Origin of the sequence: Nocardia sp. NPDC005998, from assembly GCF_040614395.1 — a bacterium.
Classification (GTDB): Bacteria; Actinomycetota; Actinomycetes; order Mycobacteriales; family Mycobacteriaceae; genus Nocardia.
Map to the genome: position 1 here is coordinate 1 of NZ_JBEXUI010000068.1, position 22,266 is coordinate 22,266.

At 66.4% G+C, this 22,266-nt stretch carries 8 protein-coding genes; 3 read left to right on the forward strand and 5 right to left on the reverse strand.

Annotated features, from left to right (window positions below):
- Positions 1–26 precede the first annotated feature (26 nt).
- Positions 27–989 (reverse strand): class 1b ribonucleoside-diphosphate reductase subunit beta, encoded by a 963-nt coding sequence (gene nrdF / locus ABZ293_RS40700; protein ID WP_355189681.1) that lies wholly within the window; start codon positions 987–989, stop codon positions 27–29.
- Positions 990–1,462: 473 nt separating this feature from the next.
- Here nrdF and ABZ293_RS40705 point away from each other — a divergent pair, with 473 nt between their 5' ends.
- Both ABZ293_RS40705 and ABZ293_RS40710 read left to right on the forward strand, forming a co-directional pair.
- Positions 1,463–3,583 carry an MMPL family transporter gene (locus tag ABZ293_RS40705; RefSeq protein WP_355189682.1) on the forward strand — a complete coding sequence of 707 codons (2,121 nt, stop codon included), beginning with the start codon at positions 1,463–1,465 and terminating at the stop codon, positions 3,581–3,583.
- 131 nt (positions 3,584–3,714) lie between these two features.
- Positions 3,715–4,077: a hypothetical protein gene (locus tag ABZ293_RS40710; protein WP_355189683.1), complete on the forward strand. Its 363-nt coding sequence runs from the start codon at positions 3,715–3,717 to the stop codon at positions 4,075–4,077.
- Between the two features lie 168 nt (positions 4,078–4,245).
- Here ABZ293_RS40710 and ABZ293_RS40715 read toward each other — a convergent pair whose 3' ends face one another.
- From ABZ293_RS40715 to ABZ293_RS40730, 4 genes are all read right to left on the reverse strand, one after another.
- Positions 4,246–17,583 carry an amino acid adenylation domain-containing protein gene (locus ABZ293_RS40715; protein WP_355189684.1) on the reverse strand — a complete coding sequence of 4,446 codons (13,338 nt, stop codon included), beginning with the start codon at positions 17,581–17,583 and terminating at the stop codon, positions 4,246–4,248.
- Between the two features lie 242 nt (positions 17,584–17,825).
- Positions 17,826–18,281 (reverse strand): hypothetical protein, encoded by a 456-nt coding sequence (locus ABZ293_RS40720; RefSeq protein ID WP_355189685.1) that lies wholly within the window; start codon positions 18,279–18,281, stop codon positions 17,826–17,828.
- 131 nt (positions 18,282–18,412) lie between these two features.
- The gene (locus tag ABZ293_RS40725; RefSeq protein WP_355189686.1) at positions 18,413–19,540 is read right to left on the reverse strand and encodes an iron-siderophore ABC transporter substrate-binding protein; all 1,128 of its coding nucleotides are present in this window, start codon (positions 19,538–19,540) and stop codon (positions 18,413–18,415) included.
- Positions 19,541–19,676: 136 nt separating this feature from the next.
- The gene (locus ABZ293_RS40730; protein ID WP_355189687.1) at positions 19,677–20,528 is read right to left on the reverse strand and encodes a VOC family protein; all 852 of its coding nucleotides are present in this window, start codon (positions 20,526–20,528) and stop codon (positions 19,677–19,679) included.
- A 322-nt stretch (positions 20,529–20,850) separates the two neighbouring features.
- On the opposite strand from ABZ293_RS40730, the gene ABZ293_RS40735 reads away from it, so the two are divergent.
- Positions 20,851–22,266: cbb3-type cytochrome c oxidase subunit I (locus ABZ293_RS40735; protein ID WP_354960507.1), on the forward strand; the 1,416-nt coding region annotated here is incomplete at its 3' end.

Sequence of the window (22,266 nt, forward strand, 5' to 3'; positions counted from 1 at the left end):
GAGCCGGATTTCATGGCACAGCCGTGTCAGAACTCCCAGTCTTCGTCTTCGGTATTGACGGCCTTGCCGATGACATAGCTGGAGCCGGAGCCGGAGAAGAAGTCGTGGTTCTCGTCGGCGTTGGGGGACAGGGCCGAGAGAATGGCGGGGTTGACGTCGGTTTCGTCCTTGGGGAACAGGCCCTCGTAGCCCAGGTTCATCAGGGCCTTGTTGGCGTTGTAGCGCAGGAACTTCTTGACGTCCTCGGTGAGGCCGACCTCGTCGTAGAGGTCCTGGGTGTATTCGACCTCATTGTCGTAGAGCTCGAAAAGCAGCTCGAAGGTGTAGTTCTTGAGGTCGTCGCGTTCGGCCTGGCTGAGCAGCTCCAGACCCTTCTGGTACTTGTAGCCGATGTAGTACCCGTGCACCGCCTCGTCGCGGATGATCAGCCGGATCAGGTCGGCGGTGTTGGTGAGCTTGGCCCGCGAGGACCAGTACATCGGCAGGTAGAAGCCGGAGTAGAACAGGAAGCTCTCCAGCAGGGTGGAGGCCACCTTGCGCTTGAGCGGATCGTCACCGCGGTAGTACTCGAGGACGATCTCGGCCTTGCGCTGCAGGTTTCGGTTCTCCTCCGACCAGCGGAACGCGTCATCGATCTCGCGGGTGGAGCACAGGGTGGAGAAGATCGAGCTGTAGCTCTTGGCGTGCACCGACTCCATGAACGCGATATTGGTGAGCACCGCCTCCTCGTGCGGCGTCACGGCATCCGGAATCAGGCTGACCGCGCCGACCGTGCCCTGAATCGTGTCCAGCAGCGTCAGGCCGGTGAAGACCCGCATGGTCAATTGCTTCTCGTCGGCAGTGAGGGTGTTCCACGACGGAATATCGTTGGAGACCGGCACCTTCTCGGGCAGCCAGAAGTTGCCGGTCAGACGATCCCAGACCTCGGCATCCTTCTCGTCGGGCACCCGATTCCAGTTGATGGCCGACACCCGATCGATCAGTTTCATCCTGCCTCCACACCCTTCCCGAGCACGCTGCCGTCACGGAATTGCCTACCCCTGAACACTACTCCTTGGGGGTGACAAGTCCATGTAGCACAACACCTTGTGTCGCAGCGGCGGTTATCGCTATGGCGCAGAAACGCCGGTGACCACCGCGTGCGGCACCCATTGTGCGGCACGTTGCGCGAAATCCGCGCATCGATACCGCTGCTGCCATTGTGGTCGCCCATGGTTTGCCGATCGGCCTTTCGTGGGCCGGCACCGTAAGGGACAACGTGGTCCGCTGTCAGCACCGAGATTGCTGTCGTCGCTGAGGAAATTCCATTGTGGACCGGACCTGGTCGGCTGGCCCGCGGAGTGGGCGCAGCATCACATTTTCGCTCGCGGATGTCAGAACCCGGCAGTAGCATCGGTGCCAGCCGCTAGCGCCCGCTTGCAGGTTGCTAACAACGATCAGGGTGGTGACCGAGGGGGCCCCGATGTCCGCACCGACCGATCCGGATATGACCGATTTGCTCGGCAGACTCGCGCGCGTGCCGAGCGGCCGCCGGAGCAAATGGGTGGTGCTCGGCGTCTGGATCATCGCACTGCTCGCACTCGGCACCTTCGCCGGAAAGCTCACCGGCGCACAGCAGAACGACAACGTCACCTGGCTGCCGGACAGCGCCGAATCCACGCAGGCGTACAAGCTGGCCGAGAAATTCGGCAATAGCGACCAGGTTCCGGTGGTACTGGTGTACGAGCGCCCCAGTGGAATCACCGACGCCGACCGGCTCGCGGTCGGCGCCGACGCCACCCGGTTCCGGCAGGTCGAGCATGTGGTGGCCGATAAGCTGCTTGGCCCGATTCCGTCGCAGGACGGTCAGGCACTGGAGATTCTGGTGCCGATCTCGATGGGGGCCGACGGCTGGAGCCGCCTGACCAGCGTGGTCGGCGCCATCAATGACGCGGCGGTCGAGCGACCCGACGGATTGTCCTTCTACGCCACCGGACCGGCGGGTTACGCCGCCGAATTCGGCAAGGTGTTCGCGAGTATCGATGGATTGCTGCTGTACTCCGCCGCCGCGGTCGTTATCGTCATCCTGCTGGCCACCTATGGTCCGATGCTGTGGGCGTTGCCGCTGATCACCGTCGCCTTCGCGCTGGTGATTTCGCAGGCCGCGGTATTCGGCGCGACCAAGTTGGGATTGACGGTCAACGCGCAGAGCCAGGCCATTCTGACCGTGCTCGTATTCGGCGCGGGTACCGACTATGCGCTGCTGCTGGTGGCCCGCTATCGCGAGGAACTGCGCCGCCATCCCGATAAGCACGAGGCCATGGCCGTCGCACTGCACCGGGCCGGGCCAGCGGTACTGGCGAGTGGTTGCACAGTGATGGTCTCGATGCTGGCTCTGCTGGTGGCGGAGATGAATTCGACCAAGGGCATCGGTCCGGTGTGTGCGATTGGCATCGCGGTCGCACTGCTGGCGATGTTGACGCTGCTGCCCGCGCTCCTGGTGATCGTCGACCGGTGGATCTTCTGGCCGCGCCACCCGAACTTCGGCACCGTCAACGAGACCGAATCCGGTATCTGGGCGCGTGTCGGATTCGCGATCGCCCGGCGGCCGCGCACGGTCTGGATCGGCACCGCACTGGCGCTCGGCGCAGTCGCGTTCGGCGCCATCGGGTTGGAGTCGAACGGGATCGCGAACAAGGATGCGTTCGTCGGGTCCTCCGCTGCGGTCACCGGAACCGAAGTGCTGGAACGGCATTTCGACGCGGGCACCGGCACGCCGGTCATGGTCATCGCCTCCGCCGCGCGTGCCGATGCCGTCGCATCGGCGCTGGGATCGACGCCCGGCATTACCGCGCCGTCGCGGCCGATCATCAAGGGCGATCTGGTCTATCTGGAGGGCACGCTCTCGGATCCGCCGGACAGTCGCGCCGCCGACGCGACCATCGACCGGGTGCGTGCCGCGGTGCACGCGGTTGATCCCGCGTCCAAGGTCGGCGGGCAGACGGCGGTTGTGCTCGATATCAAACACGCTGTGGCACACGATAATCGGGTGATCGTGCCGGTTGTGCTCGCCATCGTGATGGTGATCCTGATGGTGCTGCTGCGCGCGGTGCTCGCACCGATTCTGCTCACCGCGACGGTGGTGCTGTCCTACCTCGCCGCGCTCGGGCTGAGTCACTGGATCTTCGATCTGGCCGAATTCAAGGGCGCCGATGCCGGCCTGCCGCTGCTGACCTTCGTCTTCCTGGTGGCGCTCGGCATCGACTACAACATCTTCCTGATGTCGCGGGTGCACGAGGAGGCGGCCAAGCATCGCACCAAGGCGGGTGCGCTCATCGGCCTTGCCGCCACCGGCGGGGTGATCACCTCGGCCGGGCTGGTGCTGGCTGGCACCTTCGCGGTGTTCGCGACCATGCCGGTGGTGACCTTTGCCGAGATGGGCATTGTCATCGCCGTCGGTGTGCTGCTCGATACGGTGATCGTGCGTTCGATCCTGGTCACCGCGCTGACATTGGATATCGGTGATCGGATCTGGTGGCCGAGCGCGCTGGCTCGGCCGCGCATTGCCGCGGCTCCCGAACCGGAGGTCAGTCTCAGCAAGTGACCCGCCGAGGTGATCCCTCGCTCCTGGCGTGTCGCGGGTTAGTTTGTGGCGGTTGATTACCACGCGTTTCGGAAGGAGTGTGTGTTATGACCAGTCCCGGCCCGGCCAAGACCGGACCCGCGCTCAATGACATGACGATTTTCGCGGGCGTTCTGATCCTGATCGCCGGTTTGCTGCATCTGATGGCCGCCATCGCCGCGATCGCGAAGCGCGACTTGTTCGTATTGACCGAAGACCAGGTCTTCCAAGTGAACGTCTCGGTGTGGGGATGGGTCCATCTGGTGATCGCGGTGCTGATCATTGTTGCCGGCATCGGCATAGTGTCCGGACAGACCTGGGGTTATTGGGGGGGTATCGTGATGGCCTCGATCAGCCTGATGGACAACTTCCTGTTCGCGCCGATGTATCCATTCTGGTCGCTGGTGATCATCGCCATCGATGTGTTGATTATCTGGGCACTGGCGCGCGAGCTCGGATCCCCAGCAGCGCAATAGATTTCGCGTCGCCCCCCGATCCGTCGAGTACGGGTCGGGGGCGCTGTGAGTGGGTTCTTCAGATCACCGCGGGCGTCGAGTGACGTCCGTCGGTCGTAGCGGACGGCACAAGGCACTGATCCTAATTCCTGGCGACCGCCGATAATTCGGTTGATTCGAATACGAAGTTCAATCGGTGGTGGTGGCTGTCAAATGGTCGTCCAGAACGCGTGCGATGATCGCGAGCGCCTGGGGTGAGGTCAGTTCATTGTGGGTGACGTCGATATCGTGGTTGACGACGCGGCCGGTGGCATAGGGACGCCAACCATCCGGGCCGACCATATCGGAGGTGTCGACGGTGGCGCTGAAATACACCAGGTCGCCGTCGTAGACCGGACGGCGGTATCCGGTGCGGGTGCGCGCGGATGCGTTGTAAGAATTGGCCATTCGCTCGATGATCTCGGCATCGATGAACTCCATACCGAGTCGGGCCTCGATCAGGTCGGCCGCCTCCTGCGCGGTCGCCTCGGCGGGGACGTCGTCGATACCGAAGATCGAGCCGAAGGTATTGACGAACGCGCCCGCCGAGAGCCGTTCGATGGAGTCGCTGTCGATATCGGCGTGATCGGTGTCCAATAGCGCAACAACGCCGACGCTTTCACCCGCCGCCTGCAGCTTCGCTGCCATCGCATGGGCGATGAGACCGCCGAAGGACCAGCCGAGCAGGTGGTACGGTCCGGTCGGCTGGACGGCGCGGATTTCGCGAATGTAGCGGTCGGCGGACTCCTCGATGGAGCGCGCCGACGGCTCACCACCGAGATCCGGTGCTTGCAGACCATAGATCGGGCGTCCCGGTCGCAGCCGCTCCGCGAATCCAAGGTAGCTCCATGACATTCCGGAGGAGGAGTGGATGCAGAATAGAGCGGGATCGGTGCCACCGAGCCGGATCGGCAGGAGTACACCGAGGCCGAGTCCGGCTGGCGCGGTTGCGGTTTCGCGCGCCGCGGCCTGTGCCGCCAAGGCGGCCGTTTCGTCCGCGGCGGCCTGCTGTGCCGCGGGGGTCTGCACGAAATGGGCTGCCGCAGTGAGCGCACCGGACCACAGGGCGGCCAGTTCGGCGACCTCGGCGCGGTCCAGGAGTGTTGCGGGGAAGCGGAGATTCGCGTGCAACCGATCGTCGATGACGACGGCGGTCACATCGATCGCGGACGTGACCGGGACGTCGGGGTGCTCATCGGCGCGCAGTTCACCGAATTCGTCGGTGGGCGACCAGCCGAGCCCCTCGAGTCCGGCTGGAATGTCGCCAGTCGAATGCCGCCCCAGATATTCGAAGCCGATCCGGCCCGGCAGACGGGGCGGAAGCCCTTCTGCCGCAGCGTCATTGAGGTAGCGCAGCTCGCCGAAGCCGATGCCTGTGTCCGGCACCACGAGTAGCTGATGTTTGATCGCGCGCAGCGCCGCGCCCATGGCCGCGCCACCCGCGCAGGCGTCATCGATATCGATCTCGGTCAGATCCAGCCGCACCGGATAGATAGGGGCGACCCAGCCCAGCGTGCGGCCGAGGTCGGCGCCCGGGATCGCGCGAACTGGTCGGCCATCGGCTGCCAGGCGCAGCAAGGCCGTCGGCTCGTCGACATGCTGGCGTGCGCGCCAGCGATTCAGTGCCAGGGCCAGTGTGGTGAGCAAGGTATCGGTGCCGGTGCCGTGCAGTAGCCGAGGCAGGGTGGTGAGCAGCGCGTCGGTCACTTCGTCGGAGACCTCGAGTTCGACCGTGCGCAGTGTGTGTGCCCGATCGATCGCCGGATCGAGTTCGCGGGCACCGACCAGCGGATCGGGACCGGTGAGCACGCGGTGCCAATGGTCGAGTTCGGCGATGCGACGGTCGGTATGCGCGTCCTCGACGAGGGCATGCGACCACCGGCGCATCGACGTACCGGTCTCGGCCAGCACCGGAGTATTCCCGACCGACACCTGTGCCCATGCGGCGATCAAGTCCTGCACCAGAATTCGCCACGACGGGGTGTCGATGGCAATCCGGTGCGCCACGATGAGCAATCGGCCCGATCTCGTCCTCGCCCCGGCGTCACCGACCGGATCAAGCCAGACACATTGCAGCACAACGCCATTCGCTGGGGAGAGCCGGTCCGCCGCGGCAGCCAATTCGGTCACGGCGTATTCGCGCAGATCGAGCGAGTCGGCGGCGGTATCGAATTCGATGCGGTGCACCAGCGCGTCGACGTCGACCGACCCGGGCGCGTCCACTTGTAGCTGCCAGCCGTCCTCGGCCTGCCACAGCCGTGAGCGCAGCATGTCGTGCCGGTCGACCACGGCGGTGAGGGTGGCGACCAGTTGGCTGCGTTCGATGCCGACCGGAAGTTCCAGCACCGTGGCCTGCGCGCAGCGGTCGAAGTTACCGCCGCGCTCGACCAGATAGCGCATATTCGGGGTGAGCGGCATTTCACCGATACCGCCGCCGGGCAGCTCCTCGAGCGGGACGAGCACGCCCGCGGCGTCGACGGCGGCGGCCAGCGCGGCCACGGTCCGATGCTCGAAAACCTGCAGCGGCGTGCACTGGATGCCGCGCAGCTTCGCACGGGATACCAGCTTGATCGCGAGAATGCTGTCACCGCCGAGCGCGAAGAACGAATCATCGACGCCGACCTTGGCGCGGTCGAGGAGTTCGGCGTAGATCTGCGCCAGGATCTCTTCGGTCGCGGTCGAGGGGGCGCGGTATTCGGTCTCCTTGACGACGAATTCGGGTTCCGGCAGGGCCTTTCGGTCGAGTTTGCCGACGGCGTTGAGTGGGATGGCGTCCAGTACGACGAAGGCGGCGGGCACCATGTACGCGGGCAGGGCATCTGCGGCGACCGCGCGCACCTGCGCGATATCGAGTTCGGCACCGGGCTTGCGGACGAGGTATGCCGCCAGCGCGGTCGATCCGGTGGGGCCGGGAACGCCGAGCGTCACGGCGAAGTCGACCCCGTCCGCGTGGCCGAGCACCGCGTCGATCTCACCCAGTTCGATGCGCTGACCGCGCACCTTGACCTGGAAGTCGGTGCGGCCGATGTACTCCAGTTCCAAGGCCTGCCCCGTGGTGCGGGCCCAGCGCACCAGATCGCCGGTGCGGTACATGAGTTCGCCGGGACCACCGAAGGGGTTGGCGATGAATCGCGACGCGGTCAGGCTCGGCCGGGCGTGATAGCAGCGGGCCAGTGCGGGTCCGGCGAGGTACAACTCGCCCGCGACGCCGACGGGCACCGGGCGCAGCCGGTCGTCGAGGACCAGTGCGGCGGCGCCGCGAATGGGCGCACCGATGGTGACCGGTGTGCCCGCGACCAGTGCCGCGGAACCCGTTGCCCAGATGGTGGATTCGGTCGGACCGTACAGGTTCACCATGGTCCGGTCGGTGCACCAGCGCTCGACGAGTTCGGCACCGACCGCCTCGCCCGCCACCGCGAGCACCCGCACACTCGATACCTCGGCGGGATCGATCGTGGCCAAGGCCGACGGCGTGATCACCATATGCGTGACCCGTTCGGCGGCGATCAGTTCGGCGAGTGGGCTGCCGCCGAACACCTCCGGCGGTGCGACCACGGCCGCGCCACCGGGCCCGAAGGCCATCAGCGCCTCGAACACCGATGCGTCGAAACTCGGTGAGGCCACCTGCAATACCCGGGAGTCCGCGTCGACACCGAGTGATTCCCGCTGTGCGGCAATGAGATCGGCGATACCGCGATGGGAGACGGAGACGCCCTTCGGTGTTCCGGTCGATCCGGAGGTGTAGATCATCCAGGCCGGACTATCGGGCCGGATCGAATTCGTCGACAGGGCCGCCGCACTTGCCGCCTGCTGGCGTGTGCTGAATGCGGTGTCGTCGAGGACGAGCCACTCGGTGCTGTCGGGCAGCAGGGACCGATAGGCGGAAAGGGTGAGCCCGACCCGCGCACCCGAATCCGTGAGCATGTGATCGATGCGGTCCACCGGATGTTTCGGATCGACCGGTAGGAAGGCCGCGCCGACCTTCGCGGCGGCCCATATGCCGGTGAGCAGTTCCGCAGAGCGCGGGAGACCGAGTGCCACTACGGTTTCCGGGCCGGTGTCCGCCTCTAGCAGGAGTCGGGCCAGCTGGTTCGACCGGGTATCGAGCTCCCGGTAGGTCGTCGTTCGACCGTCGGCGACCACTGCCGGGCGGTCCGGGTACGACGTGGCGGATGCGGCGAGTGCCTCGGCCAGCGTCGTCGTTCCCGCGGTTGCCGGGCCGCACACCGGAACCAGCTGTGCGCGCTCGGATTCGTCGAGGATATCGATATCGGCCAGACGCACATCGATATCCGAGACGACCGCGGCGAGTATGCGACGCCATCGCGCGGCGAAGGTCGCCATCGTGCTCGCGTCGAAAAGGTCTGTCGCATATGTCATTACGCCGTTGACACCGGCCGGTCCGTCGGCGCCGAAGCGTTCACGCAAATCGAGGGTCAGGTCGAACTGTGAGGCACCGCGATCGAAATCCTCGACCTCGAACCGCAATCCGGGCAGTTCCAGAACCGGTTCGACGAAATTCTGCAGTGACAGCGACACCTGGAATATCGGGTGGTGTGCGGTCGATCGGGTGGGGTTGAGCACCTGGACGAGTCGCTCGAAGGGCACATCGGTATTGCCGAACGCATCCAGATCCGTGGCCCGCACGGTGGCCAGGAACTGCCGGAACCCGGTCCCCGGATCGACCGGGGTGCGCAGCGCGAGCGTATTGACGAACATGCCGACGAGGTCATCGAGTGCTTGCGCACCGCGACCGGCGACCGGCGTTCCGATCACCACGTCGTCGGTGCCGCCGAGCCGCGCGAGCAGCACCGCGAGCGCGGCGTGTACGACCATGAATACGCTGACATTGTTCGCGGCCGCGAATTCGACAATGGCGCTGTGCAATGTCGCGTCGAGCGTGAAATCGACGTCGGAGCTGCGCATCGATTGCACGGCCGGGCGCGGGCGGTCGGCGGGCAGCTCCAGCAGATCCGGCGCACCGGCGAGGGTGTCGGTCCAGAAGCGGATCTGTCGTGCCGCCAGCGATTCCGGATCGGACTCGCTGCCGAGCAGTTCCCGATGCCAGAGGGCGAAATCGGCGTATTGCACCGTGAGCGGCACCCTGGCGGTCTCGGCCCCGCTGACCCGCTCGGAGTAGGCGGTGACCAGATCGGCGGCCAGTGGCGCCATCGATGCGCCATCGGCGCTGATGTGGTGTACGACGAGCACAACGACGTGCACGTCACCAGTGGAAACCGCGACCGAGGCATCCGTCGCGGTGTAGCTCGAGGACACCGGAGCCAGGCCCGAGGACGGACTCGATGACACCCCTGGGACGCCAGCGGGCGGGGTCGAGCCGACCGGTGTGATGCCGGAGGAGTGCTCCGCCGCGTCGCTGGCGGAAAAACTCGGATCCACGATCCGGAACAGCCCGACCCGCACCGGCGGCTCGATGGCGAGATCGAATCCGGTGCCGGCCAGCTCATTGATCCGAGCACGCAGCCGTGCGCCGTCTTCGGCTTCGAGCACTGGCATGGTCGGCGCGGCCACCTCCACGCCGACCACCACCTGACGTGGCCCCTCGGCGTCGACGGGATACAGCGTGCGCAAACTCTCGTGCCGGCCGATCACATCGGCCATCGCCCGGCGCATCGCGTCGATATCCAGGTGGCCGGTGAGCCGCAGCGCGACCGCGATGTTGTACGCCGATGAGGTCGGATCCAGCCGATTGAGCACCCACATGCGTTGCTGGGCCGGTGACAATGGAATTCGGTCCGGCCTGATCCGTGGTGCGAGGGCGAACCGGCCCGGTTTGCCGTCGGTGGCCGGGATCACCCGCGCGGACAGTTGGGCGACGGTGGGTGCGTCGAACAGATCGCGCAGCGCGATGGTCGAACCGAGGGTCGAATTGATCCGTGCGACAACCTTGGTGGCGCTGAGCGAGTTGCCGCCGAGTTCGAAGAACGACTGGTCGACGCTCACCCGTTCACTGCCGAGTACATCGCCGAATACCTCGGCAACGGACTGTTCGACGGGCGTGCGCGGGGCGAGATACGGCCGTTGCGCGACCGAGAAGTCCGGCACGGGAAGGGCTTTGCGATCCAGCTTGCCGACCGGGGTCAACGGGATCTCGTCGAGCACGACGAGATGGCTGGGCACCATATAGCCGGGCAGTTCGGTCGCCACCTGGTCACGCAGCCGCTCGGCGTCCAATTCGGTACCCTCGGTGGGCAGTACATAGGAGACCAGTACGGTCGCGCCGGCCGGTCCGGGCTGGCCAATGGTCACCGCGTATTCGACCTGTTCGTCACGGGAGAGCACGGCATCGATCTCGCCGAGTTCGATGCGCAATCCGCGGATCTTGACCTGGAAGTCGCTGCGGCCCAAGTACTCCAGTTCCAGCGCGTCGTCGGCTCCGATGACCCATCGGACCATATCGCCGGTTCGATACATCCGTTCCCCGGCCGCGCCATACGGATTCGCGATGAAGCGCGCCGCGGTCATCTCGAACCGATTGAAGTAACCACGCGCCAGCGCCGGACCGGCCAGGTACAGCTCACCCACGATGCCCACCGGTACCGGGCGCAGCCAGGTATCGAGCACCAGATTGGACGCGCCGCGGATCGGGCTACCGATGGTGACCGGTTTCCCCGGCAGCAGTTCGGCCGGGCTGGTCGCGCAGACGCTGAATTCGGTGGGGCCGTATAGATTCACCACCCGCCGCCCGACCGCCCACCGGTCGACCAGTTCGGGTGCAATGGCCTCGCCGCCGACCCCGAGCACCCGCAGGTCGGCCAGATCGGTCGGTTCCATGGTGGCCAGCGCTGACGGCGTGATCACGGCGTGGGTGATCCGCTCGGTGCGCAGCAAATGTTCGAGATCGCTGCCGCCGTAGACATCCGGTGGCGCTACCACCAGGCGGCCGCCCGTCGAATGCGCTATCAGCAGCTCCATGACCGATGCGTCGAAACTCGGCGAAGCGACCTGCAGCGAACTTATCGCGGGATCGAGTTCGAGGGCCTCTTGTTCTGCGGTGGCCATATTCGCGAGGCCACGATGGCTGACCAGGACCGCCTTGGGCTTACCGGTGGAGCCCGAGGTGTAGATCAGGTAGGCGGTCTGGTCGATATTGATGGGGCCCCCGCGCTCTTCGTCGGTAATGGGTGCGTCGGAGACGAGCATGACCCGTCGAATCGTGTTCAGATCGTCGAGCAGCAGCCAGTCGATGGTGCCGGGCAGTGTCTCACCGGTCGCTGTGACGGTCACCCCGATCGGGGCCTTCGAATCGGTGAGCATGTGCTCGATCCGGTCCACCGGATAGCTCGGATCCAACGGCAGGAAGGCCGCACCGGACTTGGCCAGCGCCCAGACGGCCACCACGGATTCGAGTGATCGGGTAAGTGCGAGTATGACGAAGACCTCCCGGCCGACGCCGCGGCCGAGCAGTACCCGGGCGAAGCGGTTGGACCAGGCATCGAGTTCGCCATAGCTCATGGTGAGGTCGCCCGCCGTGATCGCGATGGCATCGGGATCGATGCGCGCGCCCGCCGAGAGAATGTCCGGAAGTGTCTGCGGCGGAACCGATTCCGCGCCGCGTACCGGCAGCAGGGTGGCCAGTTCGGCGTCGTTGCAGTATTGCAGTTGGGAGACCAGGGCATTCGGGCTGTCGGCGAGTTGGGTCAGTAGCCGGATGAAGCGATCCAGCAGTGGTTGGGCCGCCGTGATATCGAGCTGGTCGGCCATGAATTTCAGTTTGATTTGCAGCGTGTCGTGCCCGTCTTCGCCGCGCAGCGGAATGACCATGAGGCCCAACGGGTAGGGCGTCGCATCGGTGCCCTCGACATCGAGCACCCGCATACCCGCGATATCGAGCGCCTGCGACAGCGCCTCCCGATCGATCGGATACGACTCGAATACGGTGAGTGTGTCGAAGAGTTCGGCGAGGCCGACGGCCCGGTGGATGGCGGCCAGCCCCACATGCTGATGGTCCAGCAGGCGGGCTTGCTCGGCCTGGATGCGGGTCAGTAGGTCGGCGACCTTCTCCGCGGGATCGAGCTGGACCCGTACCGGGAGCGTATTGATGAACAGCCCGACCATCTCTTCCACACCGGGCAGCTCTGGTGGCCTACCGGATACGGTGCCGCCGAACACCACATCGGTGCGCCCGGTCAACATGGCCAGCAGCATTGCCCAGGCGGCCTGCACCATCGTATTCACCGTCGCGCCGGATTCGCGTGCGGTGGTCTCCAGCCGCTCGACCGTGGCGCGGGTCAGGTCGCGTGAGATCATTCCGGCCTCGGTCGATTCGATCCCGGCCAGTGTCGGGACCGCGCGCGTCGGCGTATCCACACCGGCCAGCGATTGCGTCCAGGCCGCGAGCGAGGCCGCATTGTCCTGCTCATCGAGCCACGCCAGGAACTCCCGGTACGAGTGCGCGGGCGGCAGTACCGAGGTGTCGCCCGACGTGACGTAGAGCGTGAGCAGTTCGCGCACCAGCAGCGGCGTCGACCAGCCGTCCAGCAGCAGATGATGATTGGTCATGACCAGCCGATAGATATCGGCCGCGGTCCGGATGAGGGTGAAGCGGATCAGCGGTGGGCGGTCGAGTTCGAATCGGGTGCGGGCATCTAGCGCGATGAGGCGGTCTACTTCGCGGTCGCGCTCGTCGGCGTCGGTGATATCGGTGAGATCGATATCGTGCCAGCGGATTTCGGCATCGGCGAGCACGAGCTGGCGCGGACCGTCGTCGGTTTCGACGAAGGCGACGCGCAGGTTCTCATGCCGTTCCAACAAGGCCTGTGCCGCACTGCGCAGGCGGGCGGAATCGACGGTGCCCGCCAGCGTGAGCAGTGATTGGACGGTGTAGCCGTCGGCGGTATCGGTGTCGTAGAGCGCATGGAAGAGCAGACCGTACTGCAGCGGCGAAAGCGGCCAGACGTCAGCGAGATTCGGGTAGACCCGCTCCCAGCTCTCGATCTGCTGTTGTTGCACCGGGACCAGGTCGAAATCGGACGGGGTGCGTCCGCCCGCGCCCGGCGAGCCGGCGTGCGCCGCCAGCGCCCGCAGCGCCTGCGACCACAGCTCGGCCAGTTGACCGACATCCGCCTCGTCGAGCAGCCGCGAGGCATAGGCCCAGGTGACTTCCAGGCCGACATCGGTGAGCACGGCATTGATATCGACGACCGCGGCCAGCGGCGCCGACTCGTTGTGCGTCGCCGCGAAACGCTGTGGCAGCCACGCCCCCGCGTGCCCGCCGGTGAGCGCACGGCCGAGGTAGTTGAAGCTGAGCTGCGGGATCGGCGTGTCCGCGAGGGCGGCGGCGGACTCCGGATGCTGATAGCGCAGCATGCCGTAGCCGATGCCCTTATCCGGCACCGCGCGCAGCTGTTCCTTGATCTTCTTGATCGCGGTGCCCGCCGCGCTGCCACCGGCGAACGCGTCGTCGAGATCGATGCCGGTCACATCGATGGCCACCGGGTAGATGCTGGTGAACCAGCCGACCGTGCGGGCGATATCGGCGCCGGGCAGCAGCGTCTCGGAGCGGCCGTGGCCTTCCAGGGTGAGCAGCGCGGTATTGCGATCGCGCCAGCGGCTCACCGCGAGCGCGAGTCCGGTGAGCAGCACATCGTCCGCGCCGCAATGGAATTGGTCGGGCAGAGTGGCCAGTACGGTGTTGGCGATATCCGGGTCGACGATGGTCCGGCACTGGCCCATGGTGGCGACGACGTCGACCGCGGGATCCAGCGCCGCCGAGCCGATGACCGGATCCGGAGTGGCCAGCATCTGCTGCCACAGTGGCAGTTCGGCCACCCGCTCGGCCGCCTGTTCCGCTTGACCGTGTGCCCACCGCCGGAAGGAGGTGCCGACCGGCACGAGTGCGCCGCCCGCCGCCGCGATCGCCAGGTCCGGCAGCAGGATTCGCCAGGAGACGCCGTCGGTGACCAGATGGTGCAGCACCAGCCAGCACCGTGGATCGGTCCCCGCCCGTTCGATCAGCACGAAACGTGCGACGACACCCGCCTCGGGATCGAGCAGATCTGCGGCCTGTTGTAATTCGCGCTCGTAGCTGTCGTCGGAGTCCGCGTCGGCCGCGACCACCTCGATCAGGTCATCGACAGTTATCGAATCACGCTCGGCGACAACCCATTCCCAGCCTTGCCCAGTGTGCCGCAGGGTGGAGCGAAGCACATCGTGATGGTCGATGAGCGCTTGGACCGCGGCGCTGAGCTGGTCGCGGCCGAAGCCCTCTGGGAGACCGATCAAGACGGCCTGACCGAAGCGGTTCCAGGTCGGCCCCTGCTCCACCATGGCGTGCACGATCGGCGTGAGCTCCACGGTGCCGACCCCGCCGCCGGGCAGCTCGCTGATCGTCTGCGCGCGCACGTCGGTCGCGATCGCGGCCAGCGCGGCAACGGTCTTGCGCTCGAACACATCTCGTGCGCTGAAGCCGATCCCGGCAGCCTTCGCGCGCGAGACCAGCTGGATGGAGACGATGCTGTCACCGCCGAGTGCGAAGAAGCTGTCGTCGACACCGACCGTATCGAGTCCGAGGACATCGGCGAACAAGTCGGCCAGTGCCGCTTCACGCGGCGTCGACGGCGCCCGGCTCACAACGGTTCGGACACTGAAATCCGGTGTGGGCAGGGCCCTGCGGTCCACCTTGCCGAGCGGTGTCAGCGGAATGCTGTCGAGCACCATGATGACCGAGGGGACCATATAGGCCGGAAGCGTCTCACCGGCAGCGGCTTTCAGCGCCTCGGGGTGAATCTCGGTGCCGGGCTTGCCGAGCACGTATGCCACCAGCGCGGTCGCTCCGGCGGGGGTCTCGGCACCGATGGTGAGTGCGAAGTCGACATCGGGCTGCCGTTGCAGCGCGGCATCGATCTCGCCGAGTTCGATGCGGAACCCGCGCACCTTGACCTGGAAATCGCTGCGGCCCTGGTACTCCAGTTCGTCGTCTGCGGTCCACCGCACCAGATCGCCGGTGCGGTACATCCGCTCACCCGGCGCGTACGGGTTGGCGACGAAACGGCTGGCGGTCAGTCCATTGCGCTGGTGATAGCCGCGCGCAACGCCCGCGCCACCCAGGTACAGCTCACCGACCGCGCCGCGGGCCACCGGCCGCAACCACGGGTCGAGCACGACAGCGGTGACGCCGAGCGCGATGCTGCCGATGGTTACCGGCCCGCCGGGGCGCAATGGTCCGCTCAAGGTCACGGTGACGGTGGTTTCGGTGGGCCCGTAGCCGTTCAACAGCGTCCGCCCGGACCAGGTGGTCACCAGCTCCGGTGGACACGCGTCACCACCAACGACGATCGTGTGCAGATCCGGCAGCGTCGCCGGGTCCAGGGATCCCACCACCGTCGGGGTGACATTGAGATGGGTGACCCGATGCGCGCGCAGAACTTCGGCCATCTCCTCGCCCGCATACGCCGACGGCGGCACGACGGCGAGCGTCGCACCTGCCGCGAGGGTGACCAGGATCTCCTCGACGGAAATATCGAAACTCGGCGAAACCGCATGTGCCACTACCGAATCGGCGGTGACGCCGAATCCGGCACCGGAACCGGTGACCAGATTCGCCAGGCCGCGATGCGACACCAGCACGCCCTTGGGTAGTCCCGTCGATCCGGAGGTGTAGATGATGTACGCGATCTGATCCAGGTGTACCGGCCTGCGGCGTTCGGTATCGGTGATCGCCGCCGAATTCTGCGCGTGCACCGTTTCGGCCGTCGCGTCATCGTCGAGCAGCAGCCAATGCACGCGGTCCGGCAGGGACTTTCGCGCCGGGTGCACGGTCAGGCCTGCAACGACCCCGCTGTCCCCGACCATATGCTCGATCCGGTCGGCGGGATAGGTCGGGTCGATGGGGACAAATGCCGCACCGGATTTCGCCACCGCGAGCGTGGCGAGGACGGATTCGGCCGAACGTGGAATCGAAATCGCCACGGTGCGTTCGGGTCCGGCGCCCGCCGCGATCAGCACGCGGGCCAGGCGGTTGGTGTACTCGTCGACCTGACGGTAGGTCATGCTGGTATCGCCGCAGCGCAGCGCCACCGCCTCCGGGTCGAGTGCAGCACCGGCCGCGATGATTTCGGGGAGAGTGCGTGGCGCGACCGCCTCGGGTCCGCACGCGGGCACCAGCCGATCCTGCTCCTGCGGGGAGACGACTTGGACGGTATACAGCGGCGCATCCGGTCCGGCGGCGAGGAATGCGTGCAGGAACATCAGGAACCGGGCGTGGTGTGCCGCCAATTCGGCTGTGCTGTACAGGTTTCCGTTGCCCTGCAGATCGATGTGGGTGCTCTCGCCGCCCACGCCCGGATACAGGTTGACGAAGACGTCATCGATCAACCCGGATGTCAGCACGTGCAGTCGTCCGGTGACCGAGCCGAGCTGAATCCTGGTGTCCACCATCATCAAATTGACGGCCGGACCGAACGACGACGCCTCGTCCATCGACCAGCCGAGATCACGGACGATGTCCTCCTGCCGGTAACGCTGCCGGCGCAGCGCCCCGGTCAGCTCACTCTGCGCTGCCCGGATCACGTCACCGACCGTGGTGGTCGGCGACAGCTTCAGACGCATCGGAACGACATTGGCGACCATGCCGCCGGAGCGGCGCAGCGCCGCCGTGGTGCGTCCCGAAACCGGCAGGCTGAGTACCACTTCGGGCGCACCGGTCAGCGCGGCGAGATAGGCGCCGAAGGCGGCGACGATGGTCGGCGCGGCGTTCGAACCCACCGCCTTCGCCACGGTATCGAGCAAGTCGGCCGTCGCGGTGGGCAGTGCGCCCGAGACCCGGCTCGGCGGCCGGTCGACATCGGCCTCGCGACCCGCGAGATTGACCGGGTCGGCCATCCCGGCCAGATGCTCGCGCCAGTACTCGCGGTCGGCGCCGAATCGGTCCGAGCCGCGGTAGGCCAGATCGGCGTCGACGATCTTCTGCAGTGGTTCGGCCTTGGCGGGCGGCGCCTCGCGGCCTTCGATGGCGGCGTTGTAGATCTCGCCGGTGCGCTGTACCAGGGCGAGCGCACCCATACCGTCCAGCACGATGTGGTGCATGCGCGAGTACCAGAACCAGCGGTCATCGGCCAGCCGCAGCATGACCACCGCGACCAATCGATCGTGCGTCAGATCCAGCGGCGCGGAATACTCCGCGCGCATCCAGGCATGTGCCGCCGCCTCGGGATCGGGCTCATCGCGCAGGTCGACCAGGGTGAATTCGTCGACAATGGTGGTGTCGACGAACTGGTACGGCTGCCCTTCGACATCGATCAGCCGGACATATCCGGTCCCGAATTCGTGCCCGGTCTGTTGGACGGCCGCGGCGAGCGTGTCGAGATCGAGTTCGCCGATCAGTTCGACGTACTGCGCGATCGAGATAGGCGTATCGCCCGCGATGTGCTGGGCGAACCAGATGCCGCGCTGAGCCGCCGACAGCGGGAACGCGCTGTCGGGCGGTGCGGTGCCTATTTTTCCGTTCGAGGACGATGGCTGTTGCATAAGCACACCTGCGTTCTGACGTCTGGCGCGGTTGTGCACCGCTGGTCCCGACCGTCGCGTAGTAGCAAGTTCATTTTGGACCGGTGCCGGGCCGACCGAAGGCGTATTCATCACACTGTGTTCGATCGGCGGCGTTCCCGGGTCCCTAGGTGGTTTCGTTGCGCTATCGCCCCCCCGGCGCGTCGTTCACGCCGCAGCGCGCCCGAACTTCGCTGGTTCGGGCGCGCAGGCGAAATGGCAGGTCAGGCGGACTTCCGGACGGTCAGCCGATCGGCGTCGGTGATCGGCGCATCAGAGCTGACCAGGTAGCGCTGCAGTGTCGAGCGGTCGTCCAGGATCAGCCAGTCGATGGCATCGGTGAGCTCGGGACGGCGGGCTTTGGTGGTGATACCGAGGTAGGCGCCGGGGACCGCGTCCTCGGCCATCGCTGCCGGAGTCGCGCCGAGCTTCACCACGGCGGAGGCGGCGACCGTCGCTTCGATCTGCGGGTCGACTGCCAGCGCGATCCGCGTATTCACCGCGGCGCCACGGGCGATCAGCACTCGGGCCAGCCGGTTCGCCCAGCGATCCATCTCGACGTCTGCCAGTGCCCCGGAGTCGGTGGAGACCGCAGACTGATCGAGCTCGGCCGCGTTCCGCAGCTGCGGCTGCAACTGGATGACGTTGTAGGCGGGCGATTCGACCAGTGTGATGCTCATTGGGTGTCCCCTCGCAGGTAGGCGCTCTCGGTACCTCTCTAATCTCGCTGTCGGGAGGGGATGGCGACAGCTACCCAAGCGCTGAGCAGCGCACTCCAAGGGTGAGTGAATCCCCACCCAAGGTGTGCGTATTAGTCGGTCACGAACCCGTTGAGGCTGCCGCGCAGATCGGCGAGCAGGGCCCTGGCCGCCGTCGGGCCGTCACCGTGCCAGACGGTGTCATCCACCGCGAACACCCGCTTATCGGTGGCGGCGCCGAGGTCCTTCCAGGCATCGCCGCGCAGCACCGTCCTGCCGTACCGCTCGCCCGACTCGCCGGCGAAGATGACGTAGATGATGTCGCCCTCGACCTTGATCAGGTCTTTGTCGGTCACATCGAAGGAGGTGCCGCGCTGCGCAGTCGGGCGCTGCACGCCCACGTCGCCGAGCACCTGGCCCGCGAAGCTGTTACTGCCCTGGACCTGCATCTGGTCGGCGGTGAAGCGCACCACCGAGGCCTGACTCTGGCTGGCGGCCAGCGCATTACCCGTTTCCCGAGCCTCCGCGCGGTAGTTGTCCAGTGCGGTGGCCGCGGCCCCCCGTCGGCCGAGACCCGCTGCGAGCGTGGTGAATTCGCTCTGCCAGCCGCCGGCGGGATCGGCGAGTACGGTAGGCGCGATCGCCTGCAGGGCGGCGAAACCGCTAGCGCCAGCGGAAGTATCGCCGATGATCAGATCGGGATGCAGGGCGGCGATCTGCCCGAGATCGGGCTGTGTGGCCGAACCGACCGCGGGAATCTTCAGCACCCCGTAACCGAGATACATGGGCTGTGGGCGCGGTCCGTCGATCGGCACCGCGCCGACGACGCGCTCCCACAGGCCGACCGCGCAGGTGGCGTCGAGTGCCGAGGTGGACAGCACCACAACCCGCTGCGGATCGGCGGGCACCTCCGAGGTACCCGCGGCGTGGGTGACGGTGCGGGTCTTGCCGTTCGACGGATCGGGCGCGCTCGGCAACGGGCACGCCTGCGAGGTGTCGCGGTCGAGCCCGACCACGCCCGCACCCGCGATATTCGTCGTGGTGCGCACGATCGAGCTGGCGTCGTCCTGCTGACTGCAGCCCGCGACGAGCAGCGCGGCGCAGAGTAGGGCGACCGCGGTACCCCGGTGCCGGCGATGCCGGGCGGTGCCGTATCGAGGGGAGGCAGCGCAGTTTCGAGCGACCTGCAAGCAGTCGCTAGCGGTGCGGTTTCGGGTCCGAACAAGGGCGCTCACCGGCATGCGGGTGAGGGTACCGGGTGCCGCGGGTCCCGGGACGCGAGGCCACCACGGCGCGCCAACCACCTCCGGATATGCGGCCGCGACCACGCGGAATCCCACTGTCGGGTAGGTGATTCCGCGCCGCCGTCGCCCTAGCTCATTTGCTGTTGCCGCCGATGCTGAAGCGAGCACCGGTGGGGTCGGCGACCTGAGCCGATCGCCCGTAGGGGGAATCCTGCGGCGGGGACAGCACCGTACCGCCCAGTTCGACGACCTTGGCGACCGCCGCGTCGACATCATCGGCGCCGAAGTAGATGGTCCAGCCAGCCGGTACGCCCTCGGGCAGGAAGGCGGAGGCGTCCATGACACCGCCGAGCATCGGGGTGGTGGCGTGAATGGTGGTGTAGCGGAACTCCGGGGTGTCGGAGATGGTGAAGGTATCGCTCCAGCCGAACACCTCGCGATAGAAGGCGAGTGCACCCTCGTAGTCGCGGGTGTGCAGTTCGAACCAGGACGGGCTGCCCGCGTGGTCGCTCCACGTGCCGCCCGAGACGGTGCCGATGGTTTCGAAACCAGCGAATTGGCCCGCTTGCCAAATGCCGACGCCCGCGCCGCCGACATCGCCGAGCACGGCCATCGCGCCGAGTTCGCCGACATCCATCGGCGGCACCACGACCACGCCGCCGCGTGCGGCGGCCGCGTCGGCGGTGGCCTTGGCATCGGGCGAGGCGAGGTAGACGGTCCATTGATCCGGGCCTTCGACACTGTCGGCCGTCTTGCCCATGCCGCCGGCGACGGCCTTGCCGTCCTTGTGGAAGGTGATATAGCCGCCGAACTCTGCGCCCGCGCGCTCAGCGGTCCAGCCGAACAGTTGGCCGTAGAAATCGATGGCCCGATCGGGATCGGAGGTATAGATATCGACCCAGCAGGGGTCGCCGATCTTCGGTGCGGGCCCGCCCGTCGCCCGACCATCACCCCTCATCGAATCGCTGCGCGATGCTGTACTCATAACGGTCTCCTTGGAGGTAGCACAGGTGGAACGCTGTCACCGGTAGAGACGTCGGCCGCCCCGGAAAGTCATCGGTTGCGACTGCTCGCAGGTCACGCGAATGCAGCGGCTCGGGCGATGTCGATTTCATGGTCGCCGGATGCGCAGGCAATGGCGCCCGAACGGGGAAATACGACGCTGAGTAGGACCCGTGCGGAATGCTGCGGCAGCACGGTTTACGATCTCAGGAGCGCAAGCGAACTCCTCGTCTGCTCCCGGTAGTGGGACGGATGCGAGCAGCGGAGCCTGCGGAGCGACCTAAAGGCACCTTTCAGGAGGATCAGTGACTGCCGTAGAGCCAAAGCCAGTCCCTCAGTTGGAAGCGACTCGGCCGTATCCGGCTCGGACCGGGCCGAAGGGCTCGTTCATCGTCAAGATGGTCACGACCACTGACCCCAAGGTCCTCGGTGTCATGTACCTGACCACCTCGATGGCGTTCTTCCTCATCGGTGGTCTGATGGCCCTGCTGATGCGTGGTGAGCTGGCCCGCCCGGGTCTGCAGTTCCTCTCGCCCGAGCAGTTCAACCAGCTGTTCACCATGCACGGCACGATCATGCTGCTGTTCTACGCGACCGCGATCGTGTTCGGCTTCGCCAACATCATCCTGCCGCTGCAGATCGGCGCCCCCGACGTCGCCTTCCCGCGACTGAACGCCTTCAGCTACTGGCTGTACGCATTCGGCGCGACCATGGCGACCGCGGGCTTCATCACCCCCGGTGGTGCCGCGGACTTCGGCTGGACGGCCTACGTGCCGCTGACCGACATCCTGCACTCGCCGGGTGTCGGCACCGACCTGTGGATCCTGGGCCTGGCGGTTTCCGGTCTGGGCACCATTCTCGGTGGCGTCAACATGCTGACCACCGTCGTCTGCCTGCGCGCGCCGGGTATGACCATGTTCCGGATGCCGATCTTCACCTGGAACATCGCCGTCACCAGTGTTCTGGTGCTGCTTGCCTTCCCGCTGCTGACCGCCGCGCTGTTCGGCCTGGCCTACGACCGCCACCTCGGCGGCCACATCTACGATCCGGCCACCGGCGGCATCCTGCTCTACCAGCACCTGTTCTGGTTCTTCGGCCACCCCGAGGTCTACATCATCGCGCTGCCGTTCTTCGGCATCGTGTCCGAGATCTTCCCGGTCTTCTCGCGTAAGCCGATCTTCGGTTACACCACTCTGGTCTACGCGACCCTGGGCATTGCGGCGCTGTCGATCGCGGTGTGGGCGCACCACATGTACGCCACCGGCGCGGTGCTGCTGCCGTACTTCTCGTTCATGACCTTCCTGATCGCAGTCCCGACCGGCGTGAAGTTCTTCAACTGGATCGGCACCATGTGGCGCGGGCAGCTGACCTTCGAAACGCCCATGCTGTTCTCGATCGGCTTCATCGTCACCTTCCTCTTCGGTGGTCTGTCCGGCGTCATCCTGGCCAGCCCGCCGCTCGACTTCCATGTCACCGACTCGTACTTCGTCGTGGCGCACTTCCACTACGTGCTCTTCGGCACCATCGTGTTCGCCACCTACGCCGGTATCTACTTCTGGTTCCCGAAGATGACCGGCCGCATGATGGACGAGCGCCTCGGCAAGTGGCACTTCTGGACCACCTTCATCGGCTTCCACACCACCTTCCTGGTGCAGCACTGGCTGGGTGCGGAGGGCATGCCGCGTCGCTATGCCGACTACCTGCCCAGCGACGGATTCACC

Coding starts and splice junctions, on each gene's coding strand:
- ABZ293_RS40730 (WP_355189687.1), bottom strand. CDS start 20,528: ATGAGTACAGCATCGCGCAGCGATTCGATGAGGGGTGATGGTCGGGCG.
- ABZ293_RS40710 (WP_355189683.1), top strand. CDS start 3,715: ATGACGATTTTCGCGGGCGTTCTGATCCTGATCGCCGGTTTGCTGCAT.
- ABZ293_RS40720 (WP_355189685.1), bottom strand. CDS start 18,281: ATGAGCATCACACTGGTCGAATCGCCCGCCTACAACGTCATCCAGTTG.
- nrdF (WP_355189681.1), bottom strand. CDS start 989: ATGAAACTGATCGATCGGGTGTCGGCCATCAACTGGAATCGGGTGCCC.
- ABZ293_RS40705 (WP_355189682.1), top strand. CDS start 1,463: ATGTCCGCACCGACCGATCCGGATATGACCGATTTGCTCGGCAGACTC.
- ABZ293_RS40725 (WP_355189686.1), bottom strand. CDS start 19,540: ATGCCGGTGAGCGCCCTTGTTCGGACCCGAAACCGCACCGCTAGCGAC.
- ABZ293_RS40715 (WP_355189684.1), bottom strand. CDS start 17,583: ATGCAACAGCCATCGTCCTCGAACGGAAAAATAGGCACCGCACCGCCC.